The organism is Mesorhizobium sp. M0051 (assembly GCF_040323235.1).
GTDB lineage: Bacteria > Pseudomonadota > Alphaproteobacteria > Rhizobiales > Rhizobiaceae > Mesorhizobium.
In genome coordinates this window covers 117,298-137,557 of record NZ_JAMYUT010000011.1, presented here as the reverse complement: position 1 = coordinate 137,557, position 20,260 = coordinate 117,298, and the positions used below count along the sequence as shown (strand labels likewise).

18 protein-coding genes are annotated in these 20,260 nt (G+C 63.8%); 6 read left to right on the top strand and 12 right to left on the bottom strand.

Features of this window, described 5'->3' with window-relative positions; all coding sequences use genetic code 11:
• Window positions 1-2: 2 nt before the first annotated feature.
• From NKJ90_RS14075 to NKJ90_RS14040, 8 genes are all read right to left on the bottom strand, one after another.
• Entirely contained in the window at window positions 3-950 is a 948-nt protein-coding gene (locus NKJ90_RS14075) for an ABC transporter permease (RefSeq protein ID WP_023760909.1), read from the bottom strand.
• A gap of 3 nt (window positions 951-953) precedes the next feature.
• Window positions 954-1,934, bottom strand: coding sequence for an ABC transporter permease (locus tag NKJ90_RS14070; RefSeq protein WP_023760910.1), 981 nt, complete (start codon window positions 1,932-1,934; stop codon window positions 954-956).
• Window position 1,935: 1 nt separating this feature from the next.
• The gene (locus tag NKJ90_RS14065) at window positions 1,936-3,405 is read right to left on the bottom strand and encodes a sugar ABC transporter ATP-binding protein (protein WP_023760911.1); all 1,470 of its coding nucleotides are present in this window, start codon (window positions 3,403-3,405) and stop codon (window positions 1,936-1,938) included.
• A gap of 49 nt (window positions 3,406-3,454) precedes the next feature.
• The gene (locus NKJ90_RS14060) at window positions 3,455-4,468 is read right to left on the bottom strand and encodes an ABC transporter substrate-binding protein (protein WP_023760912.1); all 1,014 of its coding nucleotides are present in this window, start codon (window positions 4,466-4,468) and stop codon (window positions 3,455-3,457) included.
• Window positions 4,469-4,564: 96 nt separating this feature from the next.
• Window positions 4,565-5,455 carry an SMP-30/gluconolactonase/LRE family protein gene (locus NKJ90_RS14055; RefSeq protein WP_023760913.1) on the bottom strand — a complete coding sequence of 297 codons (891 nt, stop codon included), beginning with the start codon at window positions 5,453-5,455 and terminating at the stop codon, window positions 4,565-4,567.
• Between the two features lie 219 nt (window positions 5,456-5,674).
• A complete protein-coding gene (locus NKJ90_RS14050; RefSeq protein WP_245266791.1) occupies window positions 5,675-6,586 on the bottom strand; it encodes a YihY/virulence factor BrkB family protein in 912 nt (303 codons plus the stop codon).
• A 245-nt stretch (window positions 6,587-6,831) separates the two neighbouring features.
• Entirely contained in the window at window positions 6,832-7,557 is a 726-nt protein-coding gene (locus NKJ90_RS14045; RefSeq protein WP_023760915.1) for a response regulator transcription factor, read from the bottom strand.
• A complete protein-coding gene (locus NKJ90_RS14040; RefSeq protein ID WP_023760916.1) occupies window positions 7,557-8,843 on the bottom strand; it encodes a sensor histidine kinase in 1,287 nt (428 codons plus the stop codon). Before NKJ90_RS14040 ends, NKJ90_RS14045 begins: the two co-directional genes overlap by 1 nt.
• 410 nt (window positions 8,844-9,253) lie before the next feature.
• Here NKJ90_RS14040 and gnd point away from each other — a divergent pair, with 410 nt between their 5' ends.
• The 6 genes from gnd to NKJ90_RS14010 all read left to right on the top strand — a co-directional run bounded on the left by gnd (window position 9,254) and on the right by NKJ90_RS14010 (window position 15,760).
• On the top strand, window positions 9,254-10,261 hold the full coding sequence (gnd, locus tag NKJ90_RS14035; protein WP_023760917.1) for a phosphogluconate dehydrogenase (NAD(+)-dependent, decarboxylating): 1,008 nt from the start codon (window positions 9,254-9,256) through the stop codon (window positions 10,259-10,261).
• Between the two features lie 20 nt (window positions 10,262-10,281).
• Window positions 10,282-11,658: a glucose-6-phosphate dehydrogenase gene (gene zwf / locus NKJ90_RS14030; RefSeq protein ID WP_023760918.1), complete on the top strand. Its 1,377-nt coding sequence runs from the start codon at window positions 10,282-10,284 to the stop codon at window positions 11,656-11,658.
• 12 nt (window positions 11,659-11,670) lie between these two features.
• On the top strand, window positions 11,671-12,390 hold the full coding sequence (locus NKJ90_RS14025; RefSeq protein ID WP_023760919.1) for an ROK family protein: 720 nt from the start codon (window positions 11,671-11,673) through the stop codon (window positions 12,388-12,390).
• A gap of 214 nt (window positions 12,391-12,604) precedes the next feature.
• Window positions 12,605-13,063, top strand: coding sequence for a Ros/MucR family transcriptional regulator (locus tag NKJ90_RS14020; RefSeq protein ID WP_023760920.1), 459 nt, complete (start codon window positions 12,605-12,607; stop codon window positions 13,061-13,063).
• A gap of 194 nt (window positions 13,064-13,257) precedes the next feature.
• Complete coding sequence (locus NKJ90_RS14015) at window positions 13,258-14,358, top strand: aminotransferase class I/II-fold pyridoxal phosphate-dependent enzyme (RefSeq protein WP_023760921.1); 1,101 nt, start codon at window positions 13,258-13,260, stop codon at window positions 14,356-14,358.
• Window positions 14,359-14,521: 163 nt separating this feature from the next.
• Entirely contained in the window at window positions 14,522-15,760 is a 1,239-nt protein-coding gene (locus NKJ90_RS14010; RefSeq protein WP_023760922.1) for an MFS transporter, read from the top strand.
• Window positions 15,761-15,766: 6 nt separating this feature from the next.
• On the opposite strand, the gene NKJ90_RS14005 is transcribed toward NKJ90_RS14010, so the two are convergent.
• The 4 genes from NKJ90_RS14005 to NKJ90_RS13990 form a co-directional block, all read right to left on the bottom strand.
• A complete protein-coding gene (locus NKJ90_RS14005; RefSeq protein WP_023760923.1) occupies window positions 15,767-16,483 on the bottom strand; it encodes a glutamine amidotransferase in 717 nt (238 codons plus the stop codon).
• 14 nt (window positions 16,484-16,497) lie between these two features.
• Complete coding sequence (locus NKJ90_RS14000) at window positions 16,498-16,977, bottom strand: tellurite resistance TerB family protein (RefSeq protein ID WP_023760924.1); 480 nt, start codon at window positions 16,975-16,977, stop codon at window positions 16,498-16,500.
• A 124-nt stretch (window positions 16,978-17,101) separates the two neighbouring features.
• Window positions 17,102-18,703, bottom strand: a complete 1,602-nt coding sequence (locus NKJ90_RS13995; protein ID WP_352486157.1) for a heme biosynthesis protein HemY — start codon at window positions 18,701-18,703, stop codon at window positions 17,102-17,104.
• A gap of 10 nt (window positions 18,704-18,713) precedes the next feature.
• Entirely contained in the window at window positions 18,714-20,219 is a 1,506-nt protein-coding gene (locus NKJ90_RS13990; protein WP_023760925.1) for a COG4223 family protein, read from the bottom strand.
• Window positions 20,220-20,260 lie beyond the last annotated feature (41 nt).

Here is a 20,260-nt window from a genome sequence, read left to right as displayed (position 1 = left end):
ATTCAGCGCAGCGCCTTCTGTCCGCCCGCCGCAGTGATGACGCCAACAATGATCAGCCCCGTCAGCAGCAATCGCACACCAGCACTGACGCCGAACGTGTTGAGCATGGTCAGCAAAAGCACCAGGAACAGCGCCGCGCCCCAGACGCCGGGGACATTGGCCTTACCGCCGGCCACCGACGTGCCGCCGATGACGACGACGGCGATCGAGGCCAGCAGGTATTCGTTGCCGATGTCGACATTGGCGCCTCGGAAATAGCCGGCGAGCAGCGCACCATCTATGCCGCCAAGCGCGCCCGACAGCATGTAGGTGAGGAAGCGGATGCGGCCGACATTGACGCCGGCGAGCCAGGCGGCGCGAATGTTCTGGCCGATGGCCAGCACCGAGCGGCCATAGACCATACGCTGCAGCGCGATGGCAGCTCCGACAGTGAACAGCACGGTGAGGATCGCCAGCACCGGAATGCCCAGCACCTGCCAGTTCGCGAAATCGGCGAAGCCTGGCGGCGGCTTGATCTGCAGCCCGCGCCCGTAGCTGATGTCGATCGACTGGATAATGAAGCTGGCCGACAGCGTTGCGATGATCGGCGGAATGCGCAGTGCCCAGATCAGCAGATAGTTGGCGGCGCCGATCGCCGCCCCGCAGGCAAGCGCCGCCAGCAGCCCGACCGCGATCATCGAATCGTTGCCGTCCATCACCTTCATGGCGACGGCACTGGCAAGGCCGATATTGGCCGGCAGCGACAGGTCGACATTGCCCGGGCCAAGCGTGATGACGAACATCTGGCCGACACCGACGATGACCGTGAACACCGCCAGCGACAGCGCGGCGGTCACCATGCCGCCGGCGCCGTAGCCGCCGGTGAAGACGATCGTCGCCAGCCAGACCAGCAAAGCGCCGAGAAACGACCAGATCCAGGGTTTGGTGAGCAGCGATTTCACCGATGCCATCGCTTACCTCTCCCTGCGGCTGATCAGCACCCGCGCCGCCAGCACGATGATCAGGATGGCGCCGTTGGCGGCCACCTGCCAGTCGGGTGGAATGTGCATGAAGGTGAGCAGCGGCGAGGCCGCCAGCGCCAGCGTCAGCGCGCCGATTACCGCGCCGATTGGCGACACCCGGCCGCCGACGAACTCGCCGCCGCCCAGGATGACGCCGGCAATCGCCAGCAGTGTGTAGCCATTGCCGATATTGGCGTCGGCCGAGGTGGTGATGCCGATCAGTGCCATGCCCGACAGCACGCCGAACAGGCCAGCTAGCGCAAACAGCACGATCTTGGTCTTGAGCAGCGACCAGCCTGCGCGCCCGAGCGCCGCCGGATTGCCGCCCGAGCCGCGCAGGATGACGCCATAGGAGGTGCGCATCAGGCCGAAATGGACGATGAAACCGATCAGCAGCGCGGCAATGATCGGGAACGGCACCAAAGGCGGCTTGAACGCCATCAGCCCAAGCAGCCAGTCCGGCGCCTTGCCGCCTGGTTTGGGCAGAATGAGAATCGCCAGGCCCTGCCAGACGAAGCTCATGCCGAGCGTCACCACGATCGACGGCAGATTGCGCAGATGGATCAGTGCGCCGAGCAGCGCATAGACGAAGATCGACCCGAGCAGGATCACGACGCCGATGAGCGGCGCTTCCTTCAGCCAGGTCGCGGTGACACAGCCGACAAAGCCGACGAAGGTGCCGATCGACAGGTCGAGCTCATTGCCTGATATGACGAACATCTGCGCGATCGTCGCCAGCGCGATTGGGATCGCCAAATTGAGCATCAAGCTGAAGCCGAAATAGCTGATGGCGCGCGGGTTGAGCCAGGCGATGGCAAGCAGCACCAACGCCAGCGACAGCGCCGGCAGCAGCCCGCGCAACAGGCGGGCGCGGGCCAGAGCGCCACGCTCGGCGGAAGTCCTGGCAGCGGTTTCGAGACTGGCGGCCGTCATCTCAGGCCGCATCGCCGAACGAGGATTGGATGATCTTCTCTTCGGTCAACTCGTCGCGGCGCAGATTGGCGACGATGCGGCCGTTCTTGAAGACATAGACGTGGTCGCAATTGTCGAGCTCTTCGGTTTCCGTGGTGTACCAGAGGAAGGTGCGGCCGCGGCCTGCTTCCTCGCGCACGAGGTCGTAGACCTCCAGCTTGGTGCCGATATCGACGCCGCGCATCGGATCGTCCATCAGCACGATCTCAGCATCGGAGCCCAGGGCGCGGGCAAACAGCGCCTTCTGCTGGTTGCCGCCCGAAAGCGAGAAGATGTTGTTGTTCATATCCGGTGTGCGGATGCCGATCTTCTTCTGCCAGAACTGGGCGAGTTCGGCCTCGCGCTGCGGCGATATCAACAGCCGGTTGCGCAGGCGCGCCAGCGAGCGGATGCCGATATTTTGCGCGATCGACCATTGCGGAAAGATGCCGTCCGCCTGGCGGTCGCCGGCCACCAGCGCCACCGGCGCGGTCACTTGGATGCCGGCCCGAGCGTGCGATGCCGCGGCGAAGATCGCCAGCAGCAGGTCGGTCTGGCCATGGCCCGCCAGTCCGGCTAGGCCGATGATCTCGCCGGCGCAGGCGACAAGGTCGGTGCCGTCCTTCTGTGCGGCGGGACGCGCCCGGACCCGCAGCGGACTGGCCCCGGGCTTGGCGGCAGCGATTTCGGCGGCGATCCTCTGGCGCGCTTCCGCTCCGCCCATCGCCGTCACCAGCCGGTCGCGGTCGAAGGCGCTGGCAGCATCAGCGACAACCACTTTGCCGTCGCGCATCACCACGATGCGGTCGGCATTGCGCAGCACCTCGCCCAGTACGTGCGAAATCAGGATGCAGCTTTTGCCGCCGGCAACGAAGCGGCGCACGAAAGCCAGCAACTGGCCAGCCGTATGGGAGTCGAGCGACGATGTCGGCTCGTCGAGGATGACGAGGTCGAGCCGATCCTGGATCACCGTGAATGCGCGCGCCACCTCCACCATCTGGCGCCGGCCGATCGACAGATCGCCGACGATGTCCGAGGGCGAGATGCTGTGGCCCGGAAATATCTCGTCAAGCTTGGCGGCGATCAGATCGGCCGCCTTGCGTCGCCAGCCGAAGCCGCGCAGCGAAGCATGGTTGATGCGCGTATTCTCGGCGACGCTGAGATTGGGGCACAGCGACAGTTCCTGGAACACGCAGCGTATGCCGAGCTGCTGCGCCCGCGACACCGAGTAGTTCGCCTCGATGCCGCCATGCACGCCGATCTGCCCGCTGTCGGGCGTCAACGTGCCCGCCACCATATGCATCAGTGTCGACTTGCCGGCGCCATTGTGGCCGACGAGACCCACGCATTCACCGGGCCCGACATGAAAGTCGACGCCGCCCAGTGCGCGAACGGCGCCGAAATGTTTTTCGGCGCCGTTCAGTCTGATGATGTCAGCGTTCCCTTCAGGCATGCTCAACGATATCCGCTCGGCGATACGGACGGCAACGCTGCCGTGATGCTCACTTGATGTTGGCCTTGATGGCCGCGATCGCATCTTCCTGCGTGTATTCGTGGCTGGCAACGCCACCCTTGGGGATCTTCGGCAACTCGGCCTCGAAATCGTCTTGGGTGAACGCCAGATACGGCACCAGCAGATCGTGCGGAATATCCTTGCGGCCATCGAGCACCTGCTGCGCCACCCAGAAGGCGAGCGACGAGACGCCGGGCGCGATCGATGCCGACCAGGTCTTGTAGCCATCCTTGTCCTTCTGTTCCTTCCACCACTGCAGCTCGTCCTGGCGGTTGCCCATGATGATGGTCGGGCGCGGCTTGCCGGCGGCGGCAAATGCCTGTGCCGCGCCATAGCCGTCACCGCCCTGGTCGACGATGCCGACGACATCGGGCAGCGACGGCAGGATGGTCGCCACCGCCTTCTGTGCCGTCGTCTGGTCCCAGTCGCCGGTCACCGAACCGACGATCTTGAACTCCGGATGGGCGGCAACCCCTTCGAGGATGCCGGCATGGATGGCATCGTCGATCGAGGTGCCGGCAAGGCCACGGATTTCCAGCAGGTTGCCGCCCTTGGGTTGGAACTTGGCCATCTGCTCGACTTCCTGCTTGCCCATGTCCTTGAAGTCGACGACGACGCGGTAGGCGCAGGGCTCGGTCACGGTGCCGTCGAAGGAAACAACGACTATGCCGGCATCGCAAGCCTGCTTGATGGCGCCGTTGAGCGCATCTGGCGAGGCGGCGTTGATGACGATCGCGTCATAACCCTGCAGGATAAGGTTCTGCACCTGCGCCGCCTGCGTCGGCACTTCCTTGTCGGCGGTGGTGAAGATGTCGGCCGCGCCGACGATCTTGTCGGCGACCGCCTTCTTGGTGACGATGCCATAGCTGTCGAGCATGGCCTGCCGCCAGGAATTCCCGGCATAGTTGTTGGAAAAGGCGATCTTCTTGCCACTGGTGTCGGCCAGCGCCGTGCCCGAGGCAAGCATTGCCGCCAGAGCGCCCAGAACGAACAGTTTCTTCATGTCATACTCCTCCCAGATGTGTTGACTGATGCAATTCCCGCCGGCTTTGGCCCGGCCTCACTCCCAACTCTGATTTGAGCACGGATTGTCGCGGACTCAAAACAGTCTCAATCCCGGCACGCGCACCCTGAGCCGGTACAGCGACGTCGACGCGGTAATGTAGAGGCTTTGCAGGTCGTCGTCGCCGAAGGTAAAATTCGCGCAATCTTCAGGCGTCCGGATAACGCCCAGAATGGCGCCCGACGCGTCGAAAACATGGATACCACCGGGGCCGGTGCAGTAAAGATTGCCGCGGCTATCGATCTTCATGCCGTCGGGCGCTCCCAGGCCTTCGCCCTCGGTCACCGCCCAGACCGCGCCGCCGTTGAGATCGCCATTCGCTTCGACGCCGAACACTCTGATATGTCCGCGTTCGGTGTCGTTGATGAACAGCCGCGACTCGTCCAGCGAAAAGCAAAGTCCGTTCGGCTGCACGAAATCGTCGGCCAGCAAGGTCAGTCGTGCGCCGTCGCCATCGATGCGGTAGACACCCTGGAACCGCAGCTCCTGAGGATGGGCAACGCCATAGAATTCCACCCTGCCGTAGCCAGGATCGGTGAAGTAGATCGATCCGCCGGTGGCAACAACGATGTCGTTCGGGCTATTGAGCTGCTTGCCCTGATGATGTGTCGCGAGCACGGTCACGCTGCCGTTGGCCTCGGCCCGGATCACGCGGCTCGTCGCGTGCTCACAGGTGACCAGCCGCCCCTGGCGGTCCAGCGTGTTGCCATTGGCCTTGTGGCTCGGCTCGCGGAACAGCTCGATCTCGCCCGCCCTACCGCGGCGATACATCCGGCTTTCGGGAATGTCGGAGAAGACCAGCCACTTCTCGTACGGATGCCAGACCGGCCCTTCGAGGAAGCCGAAGCCGCTCGCCAGCGTTTCGATCGCTGCATCGCCAACGACATCGTCGAAGCCGGATTGGCGGGCGCGCGCCGAAACTGACATCACTGGCTCGCGGCGGCGCCGACAGTTGCGCGAACCGGCATGGTAACGAATGACATGACGCTCTCCCGATATGGTCTTTTTATGTGTCGAGCGTAGTTGCGGCGCCGGCATGGCGATACGGGTCAAAGCGCACGGCCGACTGTGCGTTTGCACAGTCGGCCGTAGGAGCGGCGATAGTCTATAATATTGGCGAACACCCTGTCGCATCGCGGCGTCGGACTAGGGTCGGCGAACACTCAGCAAAAGCATGGTCAATGTCGCACTCGCGCACGCTACCGCTACGAGCGCGATCACGCCGGCAGAGTTGGACTTTTGCCCTGCGCGAAATGAGCCGTGCCGCGCAGGCATAGGACTGCGAATCAAGATCTCCAGATCGGGCCTGCTACCGTGTCGAACTGAATAGGCGCGCGTGAACTCGGCACCGAGAAGGAAAATTTCCGACGAGTAGTAGACCCAGAGCAATATGACGAGCAGTCCACCGGCGGCGCCATACGAGGACGCAATCGCGCTGGTGCCGATATACCAGCCGATAAGCGATTTTCCCAACGTGAACAGGGCAGCCGTCACGACAGCACCGATCCCGACATCGCGCCATTCCAGGCTTCGGTCGGGCAAAACTTTGTAGATGGCGGCGAACATCAGGGAGATCAGGACAAACGAAACGACGCCGTTGATCACGCTGAGTATGATCGTTCCGAACGGCAGATGGGCGTTGATAAAATCGCCCAGTGCCGAAATCGCAGCGCTTGCAATCAGAGAGACCAGCAGCAGGAAACCGAGCGCGGCCACCAATCCCAGACTGGCGGCTCGTGCCCGCACCAGACGAGACAAGGAGTTGCCCTGCGGTTCGACCTTCCAAATCGTGTTTAACGACTGCTGCATTTCGCCGAAGACGCCAGAGGCGGCCACCAACAAGGTGACGAGCCCAATGATCGCGGCCCAGGTCCCGTACAGCTTGCTGGATACGCTTTCCAGCGCAGTCTGGAGGAGATCAGCACTTTCCGGCCCCATCAGCCCGGAGATCTGGGCAGACAAAGCCAATTGTGCTGCATCATGACCGAAGACGAGACCAGCGACAGCAACCACAATCAGCAAAATCGGCGCCAGCGAGGTGGCGGCATAAAAAGCCATCGCGGCACCATGACTAAGAGCATTATCATCGATGAAGCCGGCTACGCTTTCACGCACCAAGTGCCATGAATCTGTGATCGAGGGTCGCACTTTGGGTCCGCGGGCAGTAAATTGGAAATGGCCTTCATTAGCAATGCGCCAGACCTTCCGATGTTCCGGTGGGGCCGCGCCACTGGTTTCAGGAATTGGATCGGAATCTGGCGCGAAATTTCAGCCATGAGATGAGGCGTCGTATAGGGCGAGGCCTACTCCTGCCCCGCCAGCCAGGTGTCGAGCCGGTCCTGTTCGCGGCGCAGCGCATCGATGTTGATCAGTCCGCGCGCCATGGCGAGATAGATCGCCCGCGTCCGCGAGTTGAACACGGAAGCATCGCTGGCGCCGTCCTCCGCCGGCACGATGCCAAGCTTGTCGTAGACATGCTTGATGCGGCTCTGCGCGCCGCGGATCGACAGGCCCCGGCGTGCCGCGATCGCGCGGTCGGTCAGGCCGAGCGCAATGTCGATCAGGCTTTCATATTCGCCGTCGGTGATGCCCTCGAATTTGTCTTGGACGCGGTGCTGGATGCCACGGATCTCGCGATCGATGATGCAGTGGCCTTCGCGGAAAACGCCGCGCAAGGCCGAGCGCATGCCTTCCTCCGTCGCCGATTTGAGCACATAGCCATAGACCGAGCCGGGCGGCACGATCCGCGCGACGCCGCGCACATAGGCCTCATCGGCGAAATTCGACCAGAACAGGATGTGCGTGCCGGCGTGGCGGTTCCAGATCGCCCTGGCAACCTCGATCCCTGTCGCCTTCGGCATCTGCAGGTCGAGCACGACATGCGGCGGCTCTCGCTCGGCCGCCAGATTGATGGCGTCCTCGCCATCGCTCGCCTCGATCACCTCGACATCGCCGGGCCACAATTGCTCCACCGTCCGCCGCGCGAAGGTGCGATGCAGTCCATCGTTCTCGGCGATCATCACAAGCATCACATGGCCTCCGGCACGGCGAACTCGCCGGGTGCTGCTGCAGCCGCCGCGACCAGCAATTCCCGAAATGGCTCCCGGTCGATCTCGACGACGACACGCGTGCCGCCGCTCTTGCGACCGGCTTGGCCGATGCGCAGCCGCGCCCCGATAAGGGCGGCCCGTGTGTGCATGTGACCAATGCCGCCATGCGCCGCCGGGTCAACCACTCCGCATCCCTGGCCGTCGTCGGTGATGATCACCCGCAGCACACTCGCCGTCGACGCCAGCAAGACATCGATGTGGTGCGGCGCGGCATGGCGAACGGCATTGTTGATCGCTTCCTGCACGATCCGGTAGAGCGCGGTGCGGACAGGCTCGGGCAAGCTGTCGGCGCCGCCGTCGCTGGTGTCGGCGATGCGCACGGCGATCGGCGGCTTAGCCCTGGCGACGCTGCGGTTGAGGTGCGCCTCGACCGCATCGCGCAGGCCGAACAGTTCGAGCACGCTCGGCCGCATATCGTCGACGATGTGGCGCAGTTCCGTGAGACAACCGGCAACCTCCTGCTCGAGATCGGCAAGCTGCGCTGCCCGCGCCACGCCTTGGCCACGCAACGCCGAGAGTTGGCGCGCGATGCGGGCGAGGTCGGCGAGCGTCTGGTCGTGCAGGTCCATGGCCATGCGCCGGCGTTCGCGCTCCATGCCTTCGGTCAACTGCGACGCGCCGACCCGCAGCAGCTCGACCCGATTGCGCGCCTCGCTCTCGGCCAGCATGGCGCGGCGTGCCTCCTCGGTCTGGATCAGCGCGAAGATATAGGGCGCGATCAGATCCGCGCATTGCTGGGCTACACCGACATCGGCAAGCGTGTAGCAATCGACCTCGTGCCGGCTGATGTTGAGCGCGCCGATAGTGCCGCCGCGTGCCCTGAGCGGCACGACGATGCGGCTGCGCAGTCGGGCGGCGAAGATCGGCCCATCGATGGCGGTGGCGAAATGGAAGCGCTCGTCGCTCAGTGCGTCGTCGGCGAGCAGATAGGGTACTTCGCCCCACAGCACCGAGCGTATCGGGCTGACTTCGGTTGGCAGCGGATGCTGGGCAAGCTCGCTCCAGCTGGTGTGGAAGCCGGCCTCATAACAGGCGTGGCGGCGGCCGTCATGCGACAGCACCGCCAGATCCATGTGGTCGTGCGGAATGAGCGAGCCGATCTCGATGGCTGTCGCGCGGAACGCCGTGCCGGGATCTATATGGCCGGCAAGCGCCCGCGAAATCGCCAGCAGCCGGTCGATCAGGACCAGGGACACCTCCGGCATGGTTTTCACGATCCTCCCGTGCCGGGAAATAGTGGACGCAGGCTGGCACCGCTGTCAACGACGGCTCGGTTGACGGGGCCGATCAACTTGCGGTGCGGTGATTGAAAACGCTTCGCGTCCTGGTCTAGGGAGGCGAGTCAGGAGACCGACGCAGAATGCCAGTGACGCCGACGCCAACCATTGCTCCGGGCGCCCCGGGAATTCCGGCACGATGGACGCCGAGCGCCAAGAGTGTCGAAACGTCGCTTGGCCGGCCACCCGCAGGGAAGCACGCTGATCTTCACTTTTTTCTGGCCCGGGGCCGGCGATTGGGAGAATGTCGGCTTCTCCGTTCTATCGCGCGCCCAGGATAGCCAGGCGATCCTTCCTCGATAAACCCCGCAAATCTCTTCGGAAACAGGGACGAAACCATGCAGATCGGAATGATGGGACTGGGCCGGATGGGCGCCAACATGGTTCGGCGCCTGATGCGTGACGGCCATGAATGCGTCGTCTACGACATCAACCCCGCCAGCGTCGCGGCTCTGGTGACCGACGGGGCGCTAGGGGCGGCTTCAATGGAAGAATTCGTCGGCAAGCTGGCCAAGCCGCGTTGTGTCTGGCTGATGCTGCCGGCGGCCATCACCGGCAGGATCATCGATCAGGTCGCGCCCCTGATGGAGCCGGGCGACATCGTTATCGACGGCGGCAATTCCTACTATCACGACGCCGTCGACCAGGCCGCGAAACTGGCCGCCAAGGGTATCCATCTCGTCGATGTCGGCACCAGTGGCGGTGTCTGGGGGCTGGAGCGTGGCTATTGCCTGATGATCGGCGGGCCCGATGTGGCGGTGCAACACCTCGACTCGATCTTTGCCACGCTGGCGCCGGGCGCCGACGCCGGCTCCAATCCGCTTAGGGATGCCGGAACCGCGCCCTATGGCTATCTGCATTGCGGACCTAGCGGCGCCGGCCACTTCGTCAAGATGGTGCACAACGGCATCGAATATGGCGTCATGGCCGCCTATGCCGAAGGCATGAACATTCTGAAGTCGGCCAATGCCGGCAAGCGCCAACGAACGGCGGACGCCGAGACCAGCCCGTTGGAAAACCCGCAATACTATCAGTTCGACATCGACCTTCCCCAAGTGGCCGAGGTCTGGCGGCATGGCAGCGTCATCGGCTCTTGGCTGCTCGACCTGACGGCCGGCGCATTGAAAGGCGATCCGGGCCTGGCGAATTTCGGCGGCCGCGTCTCGGATTCCGGCGAAGGCCGCTGGACGTTGAAGGCGGCGATCGACACTGGCGTGCCGGCGCCGGTCTTGTCCTCGGCGCTGTTCGACCGCTTCTCCTCGCAAGGCGAATCCGAATTCGCCGACAAGCTGTTGTCCGCCATGCGCTATGCCTTTGGCGGCCATGTCGAAAAGGCCGGCAAGTGACGGCGGCAGGGGAGACGCGCATGAGCCAGGAACGCTCCGACACGCTGGTGCTCTTCGGAGCGACCGGCGACCTCGCCCACAAGAAGATATTTCCAGCGCTTTACCAGATGGTCGCCAAGGGCACGCTGACCGAACCGGTGATCGGCGTTGCCTTCGACGCCTGGGACATCAAGCAATTGCAGGCCCGCGCCCGCGACGGCATCGTCAATGCGCTGGGCAAAATCGACGAGAAGGTGTTCGCACAGTTCGCCTCGCAACTGCGCTATGTCAGCGGCGACTACCGCGACGGAGCGACCTTCGAGAAGCTGAAAAGCGCGCTTGGCACCGCACAGCGGCCGATGCATTACATGGCGGTGCCGCCGACCATGTTCGAGACCGTCGTCCAGGGGCTGGAGCAATCGGGCACGGCCCAGGGCGCGCGGCTGATGGTGGAAAAACCTTTCGGCCACGATCTGCAATCGGCACGCTGGCTGAACCGGGTTCTGCATCTGGTGTTCGACGAACAGTCGATCTTCCGCATCGACCACTATCTCGGCAAGGAAGCGATCCAGAACCTGCTCTATTTCCGCTTCGCCAATTCCTTTCTCGAGCCGATCTGGAACCGCAATTTCGTCGAGAGCGTGCAGATCACCATGGCCGAGGATTTCGGCATCGAGGGTCGTGGCCGCTTCTATGACGATGTCGGCTGCATCAGGGATGTCATCGAGAACCATCTGCTCAACATCCTGTTGCTGCTTGCCATGGAGCCACCCGTCGGCCGTTCCGCCGACGACCTGATCGACGAGAAGGTGCAGGTGCTGCGCGCCATCCGCACGCTGACCAGGGACGATGTCGTGCGCGGCCAATTCACTGGCTATCTCACTGAACCGGGCGTGGCCCCGAACTCGCCGGTCGAGACCTTCGCGGCGGTGCGCTTCTTCGTCGACACCTGGCGCTGGCAGGACGTGCCGTTCTTCATCCGCGCCGGCAAGAACATGCCGGTGCATGTCACCGAAGTGGTTGTGCGGCTGAAGCGGCCGCCGCTCGACGTCTTCGATCCGATCAAGCCCGCCGACCAGAACTACGTCCGCTTCCGTATCGACCCGCAGGTGGTGATCGCCATCGGCGCGCAGCGCAAGGCGCCGGGCGACGACATGATCGGCGAACAGGTCGAACTGACGGCGCTCGACGACAGCAAGGGCGACATGCCGCCCTATGAGCGGTTGATCGGCGACGCCATGAACGGCAACGGTCAGCTGTTTACCCGCCAGGATGCCAGTGAGCTGGCCTGGCGCATCGTCGGGCCGGTGCTCGGCGACACCACGCCGCCCAATCTCTACGAGCCGGGGACATGGGGTCCGGCGGACGTTATGGGCGGCTTCGGGCCGCCCAACGGCTGGATCGATCCGGAAAAGTGAAAGGGTGGCACAATGGCCAAGGCGGTGAAGCAATCGGCATCGGGCTCCGAGAAATCAGGCACTGAAAAGATCGTGCTTTCGATCGATATTGGCGGCTCGCACGTCAAGATCCTGACCAGCGCCGGCGGTGCGGAACGCAGGGCGGACTCCGGACCGGGCCTGACACCGCAGCAGATGATCGACGCGGTGAAGAAGCTCGCCGAGGGCCTGTCCTATGATGTCATTTCGATGGGCTATCCCGGCCCGGTCAATCATAACAGACCGCTCACCGACCCCGCCAATCTTGGCAAGGGTTGGGCTGGATTCGACTTCGCGGGTGCGTTCGGCAAACCGGTGAAGGTGGTCAACGACGCACTGATGCAGGCCATTGGCAGTTACGAAGGCGGGCGCATGCTGTTCCTCGGGCTCGGCACCGGTCTGGGCGCGGCGATGATTGCGGACAATGTCGCCCAGCCGATGGAACTCGCCCACCTACCCTATAAGAACGGCAAGAGCTTCGAGGACTATGTCGGCGAACGCGGCCTGGTAAAGCGCGGCAAGAAGAAATGGCGCGGATATGTCTTCGATGTGGTCGAACGGCTCCGTGCCGCGATGCTGCCTGACTATGTCGTCATTGGCGGCGGCAATGTCGACAAGCTCGATGAATTGCCCGCCGACTCCAGGCGCGGCGACAACACACGCGCCTTCGAAGGCGGATTTCGTTTGTGGCGCGACAAGGCGCTGATAGTCTGATATTGTTATTGTTTAATATAGTTGTTCAAAATAGCGTGTGATATGATACAAGTCATTGCAGTGCGCAGATTTGCCGATTAGGAATTCCGCGCCACAACAACGCCGCCCGTCCCGTGGATGCACAAAGGACGCTTTAGCATTTTGATTTTGCGCATGATCCTTCGGGGAATCGAATCCGATTTTCAGGTCATTCGCTTTTAGACGGAGAAATAGAGTGATCGACGATAGCAACAGCGCCCGTAAAGACATCGACCTGCTCGAACTGACCGCTCACATCGTATCCGCTTACGTCGAGAAGAACCGTTTGCCCGTCTCCGGCCTGCCTGACCTCATCGCCAGCGTCAGCGCCTCGATAAGCGGGCTCGGCAAGCCGGTGGCCCCATTGGCTGCTCCGCTGGTTCCGGCGGTCAACCCCAAGAAGTCGGTGACGCCCGATTACATCATCTGCCTCGAAGACGGCAAGAAGTTCAAATCGCTGAAGCGTCACATCGGCGTGCATTTCGGCCTGACGCCGGACGCCTACCGCGCCAAATGGGGCTTGCCGTCGGATTATCCGATGGTCGCCCCCAACTATGCCGCCTCGCGCTCGCTGCTGGCGAAGTCGATCGGTCTTGGCCGCAAGGCCGCCCCCATCAAGGCACCTAAGGGCAGGAAGGCCAAAGTTTCAGCCTGAGGCATGTCGCTCAAAAGCATTTCCTCGGGCTTGACCGAGGGTGCGCAGTAGTTTGGGATAACGACCTCCTAAGGCAAGGACCTATTTCGGCGCTGAGCCAATAAATTGATTGAAGCCTGCCGGCGAATCCGCCTTGGCAGGCTTCATGTTTTTATGGCTTGGATGGGTCGAACGGGTTCGTTGGGGAGTGAGCCATGAACTACACCAGAATGGTGATCGAGAAAGAGGCGCCGGAAGAGTACGGCTACGACCGTATCCGCCACAATCTCTCCGAAAGCTCGATCGCCGACCAGAAGCTCTCCGACATCGGCCTGTCGCTGCCTGATCTCACGCTTTTCTATGGTGAGCATCGCGGCGACAAGGCTTTGCGCGCGCAGATATCGGCGCAGCATGCCGGCATTTCATCAGATGATGTCCTGGTCACCGCCGGCGCCGCAGGCGCGCTGTTCATCATCTCGACCTCGCTTTTGTCGGCGAACGACCATCTCGTCGTCATCAGGCCCAATTACGCCACCAACATCGAAACCCCACGGGCGATCGGCTGTGCCATCGGCTTTGTCGACCTGGCTTTCGAGGAAGGCTTCGCCATCGATGTCGAGCGCGTCAAGGCGGCGATGCAGCCGAACACCAGGCTGATCAGCGTCACCTGCCCGCACAATCCGACCGGCACGATGATAAGCCGGACCGATCTCGATGCGCTGGTGGCGCTGGCCGAAAGCAGCAACTGCCATCTGCTGGTCGACGAGACCTACCGCGACCTCTCCTATGGCAAGCGGCTGCCGTCGGCCGCGTCGCTGAGCCGGAAGGCGATCAGCGTCTCGTCATTGTCCAAGGCCTTCGGCATTCCCGGCATCCGCATCGGCTGGCTGATCACCAGGGATGCGGAGCTTCAGGAAAAGTTCCTCGCCGCCAAGGAGCAGATCGGCATCTGTGGCAGCGTCATCGACGAAGCCATCGCGCGCGGCATGCTCGAGCGCCGCGACGCTTTCCTGGCGACGCTGCTGCCTGAAATGGCGAAGCGCCGCGACATCGTCCAGGCATGGATCGACCGCGAGCCGCTCGTCGACTGGGTGCGGCCGGAAGGTGGCGTCGTCGGCTTCCCCCGCCTGAATGTCGATCACGGTTTCGACCTCGACCGGTTCTATGTGAATCTGCTTGAGAACCACGGCACGTATGTTGGGCCCGGCCACTGGTTCGAGATGGAGAAGCGGTTCTTCCGCATCGGCTTTGGCTGGCCGACGGAAGCCGAACTACGCGGCGGCCTCGACGCAATCTCCGCCGCGCTGCAGCAGTAAACTCCCCGTGCGGTCGATGGAGCAGGTTGAAAATTCCTTGATCCAGCACCGATTTTGACGCATATCCGCGGCGAACTGAGCTAAAAGTTCCGCCAGCCGGACCAGCGCCCATCGTGGAAGTGCCCCGCCAGCTGATGCCATCACAACGGGGCCTCTTGAATCCATGACAACCGAACAGATATTGCCCGACCAGCGCTATGCCGCGTTCCGCCATCGCTCCTTCCTGAGCTATTGGGCGGCGCGTTTTCTCACCACCTTCGCCACCATGATCGTGTCCGTCGCTGTCGGCTGGCAGATGTACGACCTGACCCGGAACCCGCTCGATCTCGGCCTGGTCGGCATCGTCCAGTTCCTGCCTTCGCTGCTGCTGGTGCTGGTCACCGGCGTCGTCGCCGACCGCTTCGGGCGTCGGCTGATCATGGCGCTGGCGGTGGTGCTGGAAGCGATCTGCGCGCTGACGCTGCTGCTTCTGACGCTGCGCGGCATCAGCGGACCGCTGCCGATCTTCGCCGTGCTTGCCATGTTTGGCATCGCCCGCGCCTTCTTCGGTCCGGCCTCCGCCTCGCTGTTCGCCAATCTGTTGCCGCCTGAGGACTTCGCCAACGCCATCGCCTGGAATTCATCGGCCTGGCAGACGGCGACCATAGTCGGTCCAGTTGCCGGCGGCCTGCTCTACGGCGTGTCGCCGGAAGTGGCCTACGGCACAGCCGCCGCCCTGATGCTTGTGTCCGGGCTGCTGATCTTCACCATCCCGAAGCCGTCGCAACGCACGGAGACCGAAAAGCCGACGATGCAGAACCTGTTCGGTGGGTTCAGCTACATCTGGAGCGAGAAGATCGTGCTGGGGGCTATTTCGCTCGATCTGTTCGCGGTGCTCCTGTCCGGCGCCTCGGCGCTGCTGCCGGTCTACGCGCGCGACATCCTTCAGCTCGGCCCCTGGGGTCTCGGTCTGCTGCGCTCGGCCCCGGGTGTCGGCGCCATCTGCGTCGCCGTCTGGCTGGCCGGCCATCCGATCCGCAACCATGCGGGTTTGATCATGCTCGGCTTTGTCGCCGCGTTCGGCGCCTTCACCGTGCTGTTTGGCCTGTCGACCATCACCTGGCTGTCGATCGTCGCCCTTGCCTTCCTTGGCGCGACCGACATGTTCAGCGTTTACATCAGGGAGACCTTGATCCAGCTGTGGACGCCCGACCATGTGCGTGGCCGCGTCAATGCCGTCAACCAGGTCTTCGTCGGAGCTTCCAACGAGGTCGGCGAATTCCGGGCCGGAACGATGGCAGCACTGATCGGCACGGTACCGGCCGTCGTGGTCGGCGGTTTCGGCGCGATCGTCGTCGCCGGATTGTGGGTGGTGTTGTTCCCTCAACTACGCAGGGTGCGCCATCTCAGCGGGCGCAATTGACGTGTCTTATCGAGCGGCCGGCTTGCCGAAGATCAGACGCAGGAACTCGTCCAGCCATCGCCTGAGATGCATGTCCCAGATCAGCCGGCCGCCGAGATGATCGCGGCCGGGCTGCGCGCCCGGCAGCTCGAAGCGATGCGCGCCGCGCACCACCCAGCGCTGCATCATCACCCTGGTCAGCTCGCCATGGAACTGGATGCCCCAGGCATTGTCACCATAGCGGAAGGCCTGATTGGGATAGGTCTCGGCCGTCGCCAGCAGCGTTGCGTCCTTGGGTAGCGAAAAGCCCTCGCGGTGGAACTGATAGACCATCTCAGGCCAATGCATCAGTTGCTTGCCGGCTTCGGTCGCCTTCAGCGGATACCAGCCGATCTCGACCAGCCCTTCGCCGTGGCCCTCGACCTTGCCGCCGAGATGGTTGACCAGCATCTGCGCGCCAAGGCAGATGCCGAGGCACGGCCGGTTCTCCCTGAGCGGTATTTCCAGCCAACTGGTCTCGCGGCGGACGAATTCATCCTCGTCATTGGCACTCATCGGCCCGCCGAACACCACCGTGCCGGCATGGCCGTCCAGCGTGTCCGGCAAAGTGTCGCCCAGCGGCGGACGTCGAACGTCGAGCTCGAAACCCTCTTCCAGCAGCATATGGCCGACGCGCCCGGGGCTCGAATTCTCCTGATGCAGCACGATCAGTATCTTCGGCTTCGAACTCGTTTGGCGCGGCATGGGAAGGCGAAAACCTATTCGTCGCTCGATGTTCCGGTGGCGCCAGGTGCAAGTGCGGCCGCCTTGCGGCGCGCCTCGACACGGTCGCTGCGCTCGACGCCGATCAGCTCGGCGACGCGCCAGACAGTGTTGTCCTCCAGCTCGTGCAGCTCGCCATCGGCATAGACGATTTCCCACATCAGGCCGATGAAGGCCTTGCGCGCATCGGCATCGAGATGACGCTTCAAGACACTGGTGAAGGCATAGAGGTCGATCGCCTCATTGTCGGCCCGCTCGCCGGCGGCGACAAGCGCTTCAAGTTCGGCACCGCTGATCGAGTAGCTCTGCGCCAGCACCGCCTTGAACCGCTCCCATTCGACATCCTGGCGCACGCCATCGGCGTTCATCACATGGTAGAGCAGCGCCGAAGCCGCAACGCGGGGATCGTCCGTACTGGAACGCGCGCCAGCGCCGGACGGCAAATCCCTGAGAAATGACAGAACGCGTTCAAACATAGATCCATTCCTCAGAGCATGATGCCGAAAAGTGTGAAGCGGTTTTCTCGGACAAACGGGACCCGTTTGTCCAGACATCATGCTCTATTTCCTTGAGTCAGAGGGGCCTGGCGGCCGGCCCAATTCAAAACAACCGAAACCGGCGTGGCGATTTTTCCGCTTCCTCGTCCGGATCGACGCCGGGATCATCCGGCAGCCGCGTATGCTCCTCGGCCGGCTCGACGCCCTCGGCATCCGTCGGCACCGCGGCGAAGGCCGCCGCCGTGATCGGCCTGACATGATCCTCTTGGCTCTCGGTGTCCTTATCCGCGGTCCCGGTCGGGCGGCTTTCATCGATCACCTCGACCGGCCTCTTCTCGCTCGTCGGCTTTGCCAGTGCTTCAACGACCGGCGCCGCACTGGCCGGTGCATCGTCATGGCTGTCGATCAACTGGCCGAGACGCTCCATCGGGGCGCGCCACTCGAAGGCATCTAGCCGACCCGTGATCGGCGATACCGGCGCCCAGCGTTCCGACACCACGCCGTCGGCGACCCAGGCCGGATCGCGCGGCGCCCGTACCGCCCTCGACAGCAGCTGCCGCACCTTACCCTGGTCGCCGGTCTCGGCCTCCTCGATGTCCGCGAGCAGCAGATAGGCGCCCTCGCGGCGGTCCATCCGGATCGCGGCCTCGGCCTCGCGGCGGGCGGTCGAGAAGTCCTGCGCGTCGAGTGCGGCGCGCGCCACCGTCATCGACGATTCGGCGTGGTTCTTCTTCATCTCCTGCAGCTTCTTCGCCCGGTTGAGGCGGTCGAGCACGGCGTCACCCGGCCTTGCATGTGTATAGAGCTCGGCGACCTCAGGGTGCGGCTCGGCCTTCCACGCCGCCTCGAGGATCTTTGAGCCCTTGCGCACGTCGTTCTGCTTGAAGAATGCCGCGGCGGCGGCAACGGCGGCGGGCGCGAAGTCCGGCCGAAGCCGGTTGGCCTCGATCGCCGCGGTTCTGGCGGCAGCGGGATCGCTGTCGGCGAGCGCCTGCGCCTTGGCGGTCAACAGCACGGCGCGGCGGCGATTGGCGGCTTCGCGCTCGATCTGCCGTGTCGCCTTCTGCGCGTCGACCAGTTTCAAGGCACCGTCCCAGTCGCCGCGCGCCGTCAACTCTTCCAGCGTCGATTCGGCGGCCCAGGCCAGCTGCGGCGCCACCGCCGCGGCGCGGCCGGCGTAGTGTCTGGCGGCGTTGCGGTCGCCGAGCCGTTCAGCTTCGAGATAGAGCCCGCGCAGGCCAAGCAGCCGCATTTCGGGATCGTCGAGCATGCTCTCGAATTTCTGCCGCGCTCCTTCATGATCGCCTTCGAGCAGCGACGCCTGCGCCTCCAGCAGATGGATCAGCGGTTCCTGGTCGGAACGGATCAGCTTGGCCGCTTCCTTGGTCTTCTTGCGGGCCAGCGCCCCGTCACCGGCGCCGGCGGCGATCATGCCGGTCGACAGCGCCTGATAGCCGCGATCGCGACGGCGGACGCGGAAATAGCGCGAGATGGTGTAGGGGCTGTTCCACAGCGACTTGAGCAGCCACCACAGGATCATCACCGCGGCGACGACCGCGACGACAGCCACCGCCGCCACCATCAGGCTGACCTGGTATTGATAGCCGCTGAAGGTGACGACCATGTCGCCCGGACGGTCGGCCAGCCAGGCAAAGCCCAATCCGAGCGCGAAAACGACGATGAGGAAGCCCAGCAGGCGGATCATTCTGTTGCCCTCATGCCTTCATCGCGCCGGAGATCAGTGCGTCGACCTGCGTTTCGACTTCGATGCGTGCCTTCAGTTTGCCGGCAAAGTCGGCGCCGGCAGCCTTGGCGGCTTGCGGCAGCGTGTCATATTCACTGAGTGCCTTGGCGTAGTCGCCCTGTTTGACCGCCGCTTCCATCCGCGCGACGATCTCGGGCGCTCCAGCACCTTCGACAGCGCCGATCGGCCTGACCTTCACCAGCGATTCGGCGCTCGACAAAAGGTTCTGCAGGAAGCCGGCATTCTCATCGACAGGGGTTGCCGCGGCGACCATGGCAGTGGCGGCGGCATCTGTCTGCGAGGCGATCTCGGTGCGGGTGGAGACGCCCTTTTCAGCATAGGGGCGCAAGGTCGCAAGCTGCGGCGCGTCCGGTGAAATCGCGGCGAGGGTTTCGAGTTCGGCCGCAAACGGCCCGCCACGCTCGAGCGCCGCCTTCAATGCCGACGCGGCGATGGCGAGCGCGATCTTCGGCTGTCCGGCCGTCGCTTCTACCTTGCCGGAAAGTTGCGACACCGACTGCTCCAATGCGGTGAGCCTGCCATCTTGCGCTGTCATCGCCGCGCCTGTCGACTTCACCAGTGTATCGAGGCCGGCCAGTTTTTCGTTGAGCGGGCCGAGATCGACCGGCGCCGTGCCGCCTGCCTTGCCAAGTGCTGCGACCTCCGATTCAATCTGCTTGATCCTGTCGCCCAGTGCGGCGAGCCCGGCAGTGTCGCCAGCTCCGCCGGATTCGACCGCCGATTTCAGCGCCGCGACATCGGCCCTGACCTGCTCCAAGCCTGAAGACAGCCCGACTATCTTGGCTGCTGCATCGCTGTTGCCGCCAGCTTCCTTCAAGCCGGCGATTTCGCTCTTCAGCGAAGCGATCTCGACATTGACGCCCTCGAGCGAGACACCGGCATTGGAGCCCGGCGCGCCGAGCAGGCCCGCAAATTGCAGCCCCCCGGCGCCGAGCAGCGCGATGACGCCACCGATGATACCGGCAGCGATGCCGTTGAAGCTGCTACGCCTTGCCGGGGGCGGTACCATTTCCTCGTCCCGGGCCTCGGTTTTGGCTTTGTTGCCGTCGGTCTGCGTGCGCTTCGCCGATGCGTCTTCGAAATTGTAGTCGAAGGCTTTGGTTTTGCCGGCCGGCGCGTCGGACGATCCGGGATCGTTGGACGATTCGGGACCGTCGAACGATCCGGGATAGGGGAGCTCAGCCTCACTACTGCCCTTGCCCGCCGCCGCTGGCTGCTCCGATTCGGCGTGGGCGTCGGCATGCTCCCAGGGCTCGAGGTCGGTCTGGTCGGCATGCACCGGCTCATCGGGGCCCTCAGCCTGCGAAGCGTTCTCTGCTTCCTCAGCCTTCGCCTCGTCTGTCTGGGCCCTGGCTGCATCCTCGTCGACGACGCGTGAAACGGCGCCTGGCTCCAGATCGATGGTCACCGGCTCGCGGCGGCTTTTCGAGTGTCGCATCTTCGGCGTCTTGACCATGCCTGGCTCCGCACAATTCGCTTCGTCTCAACGCCTTGCGG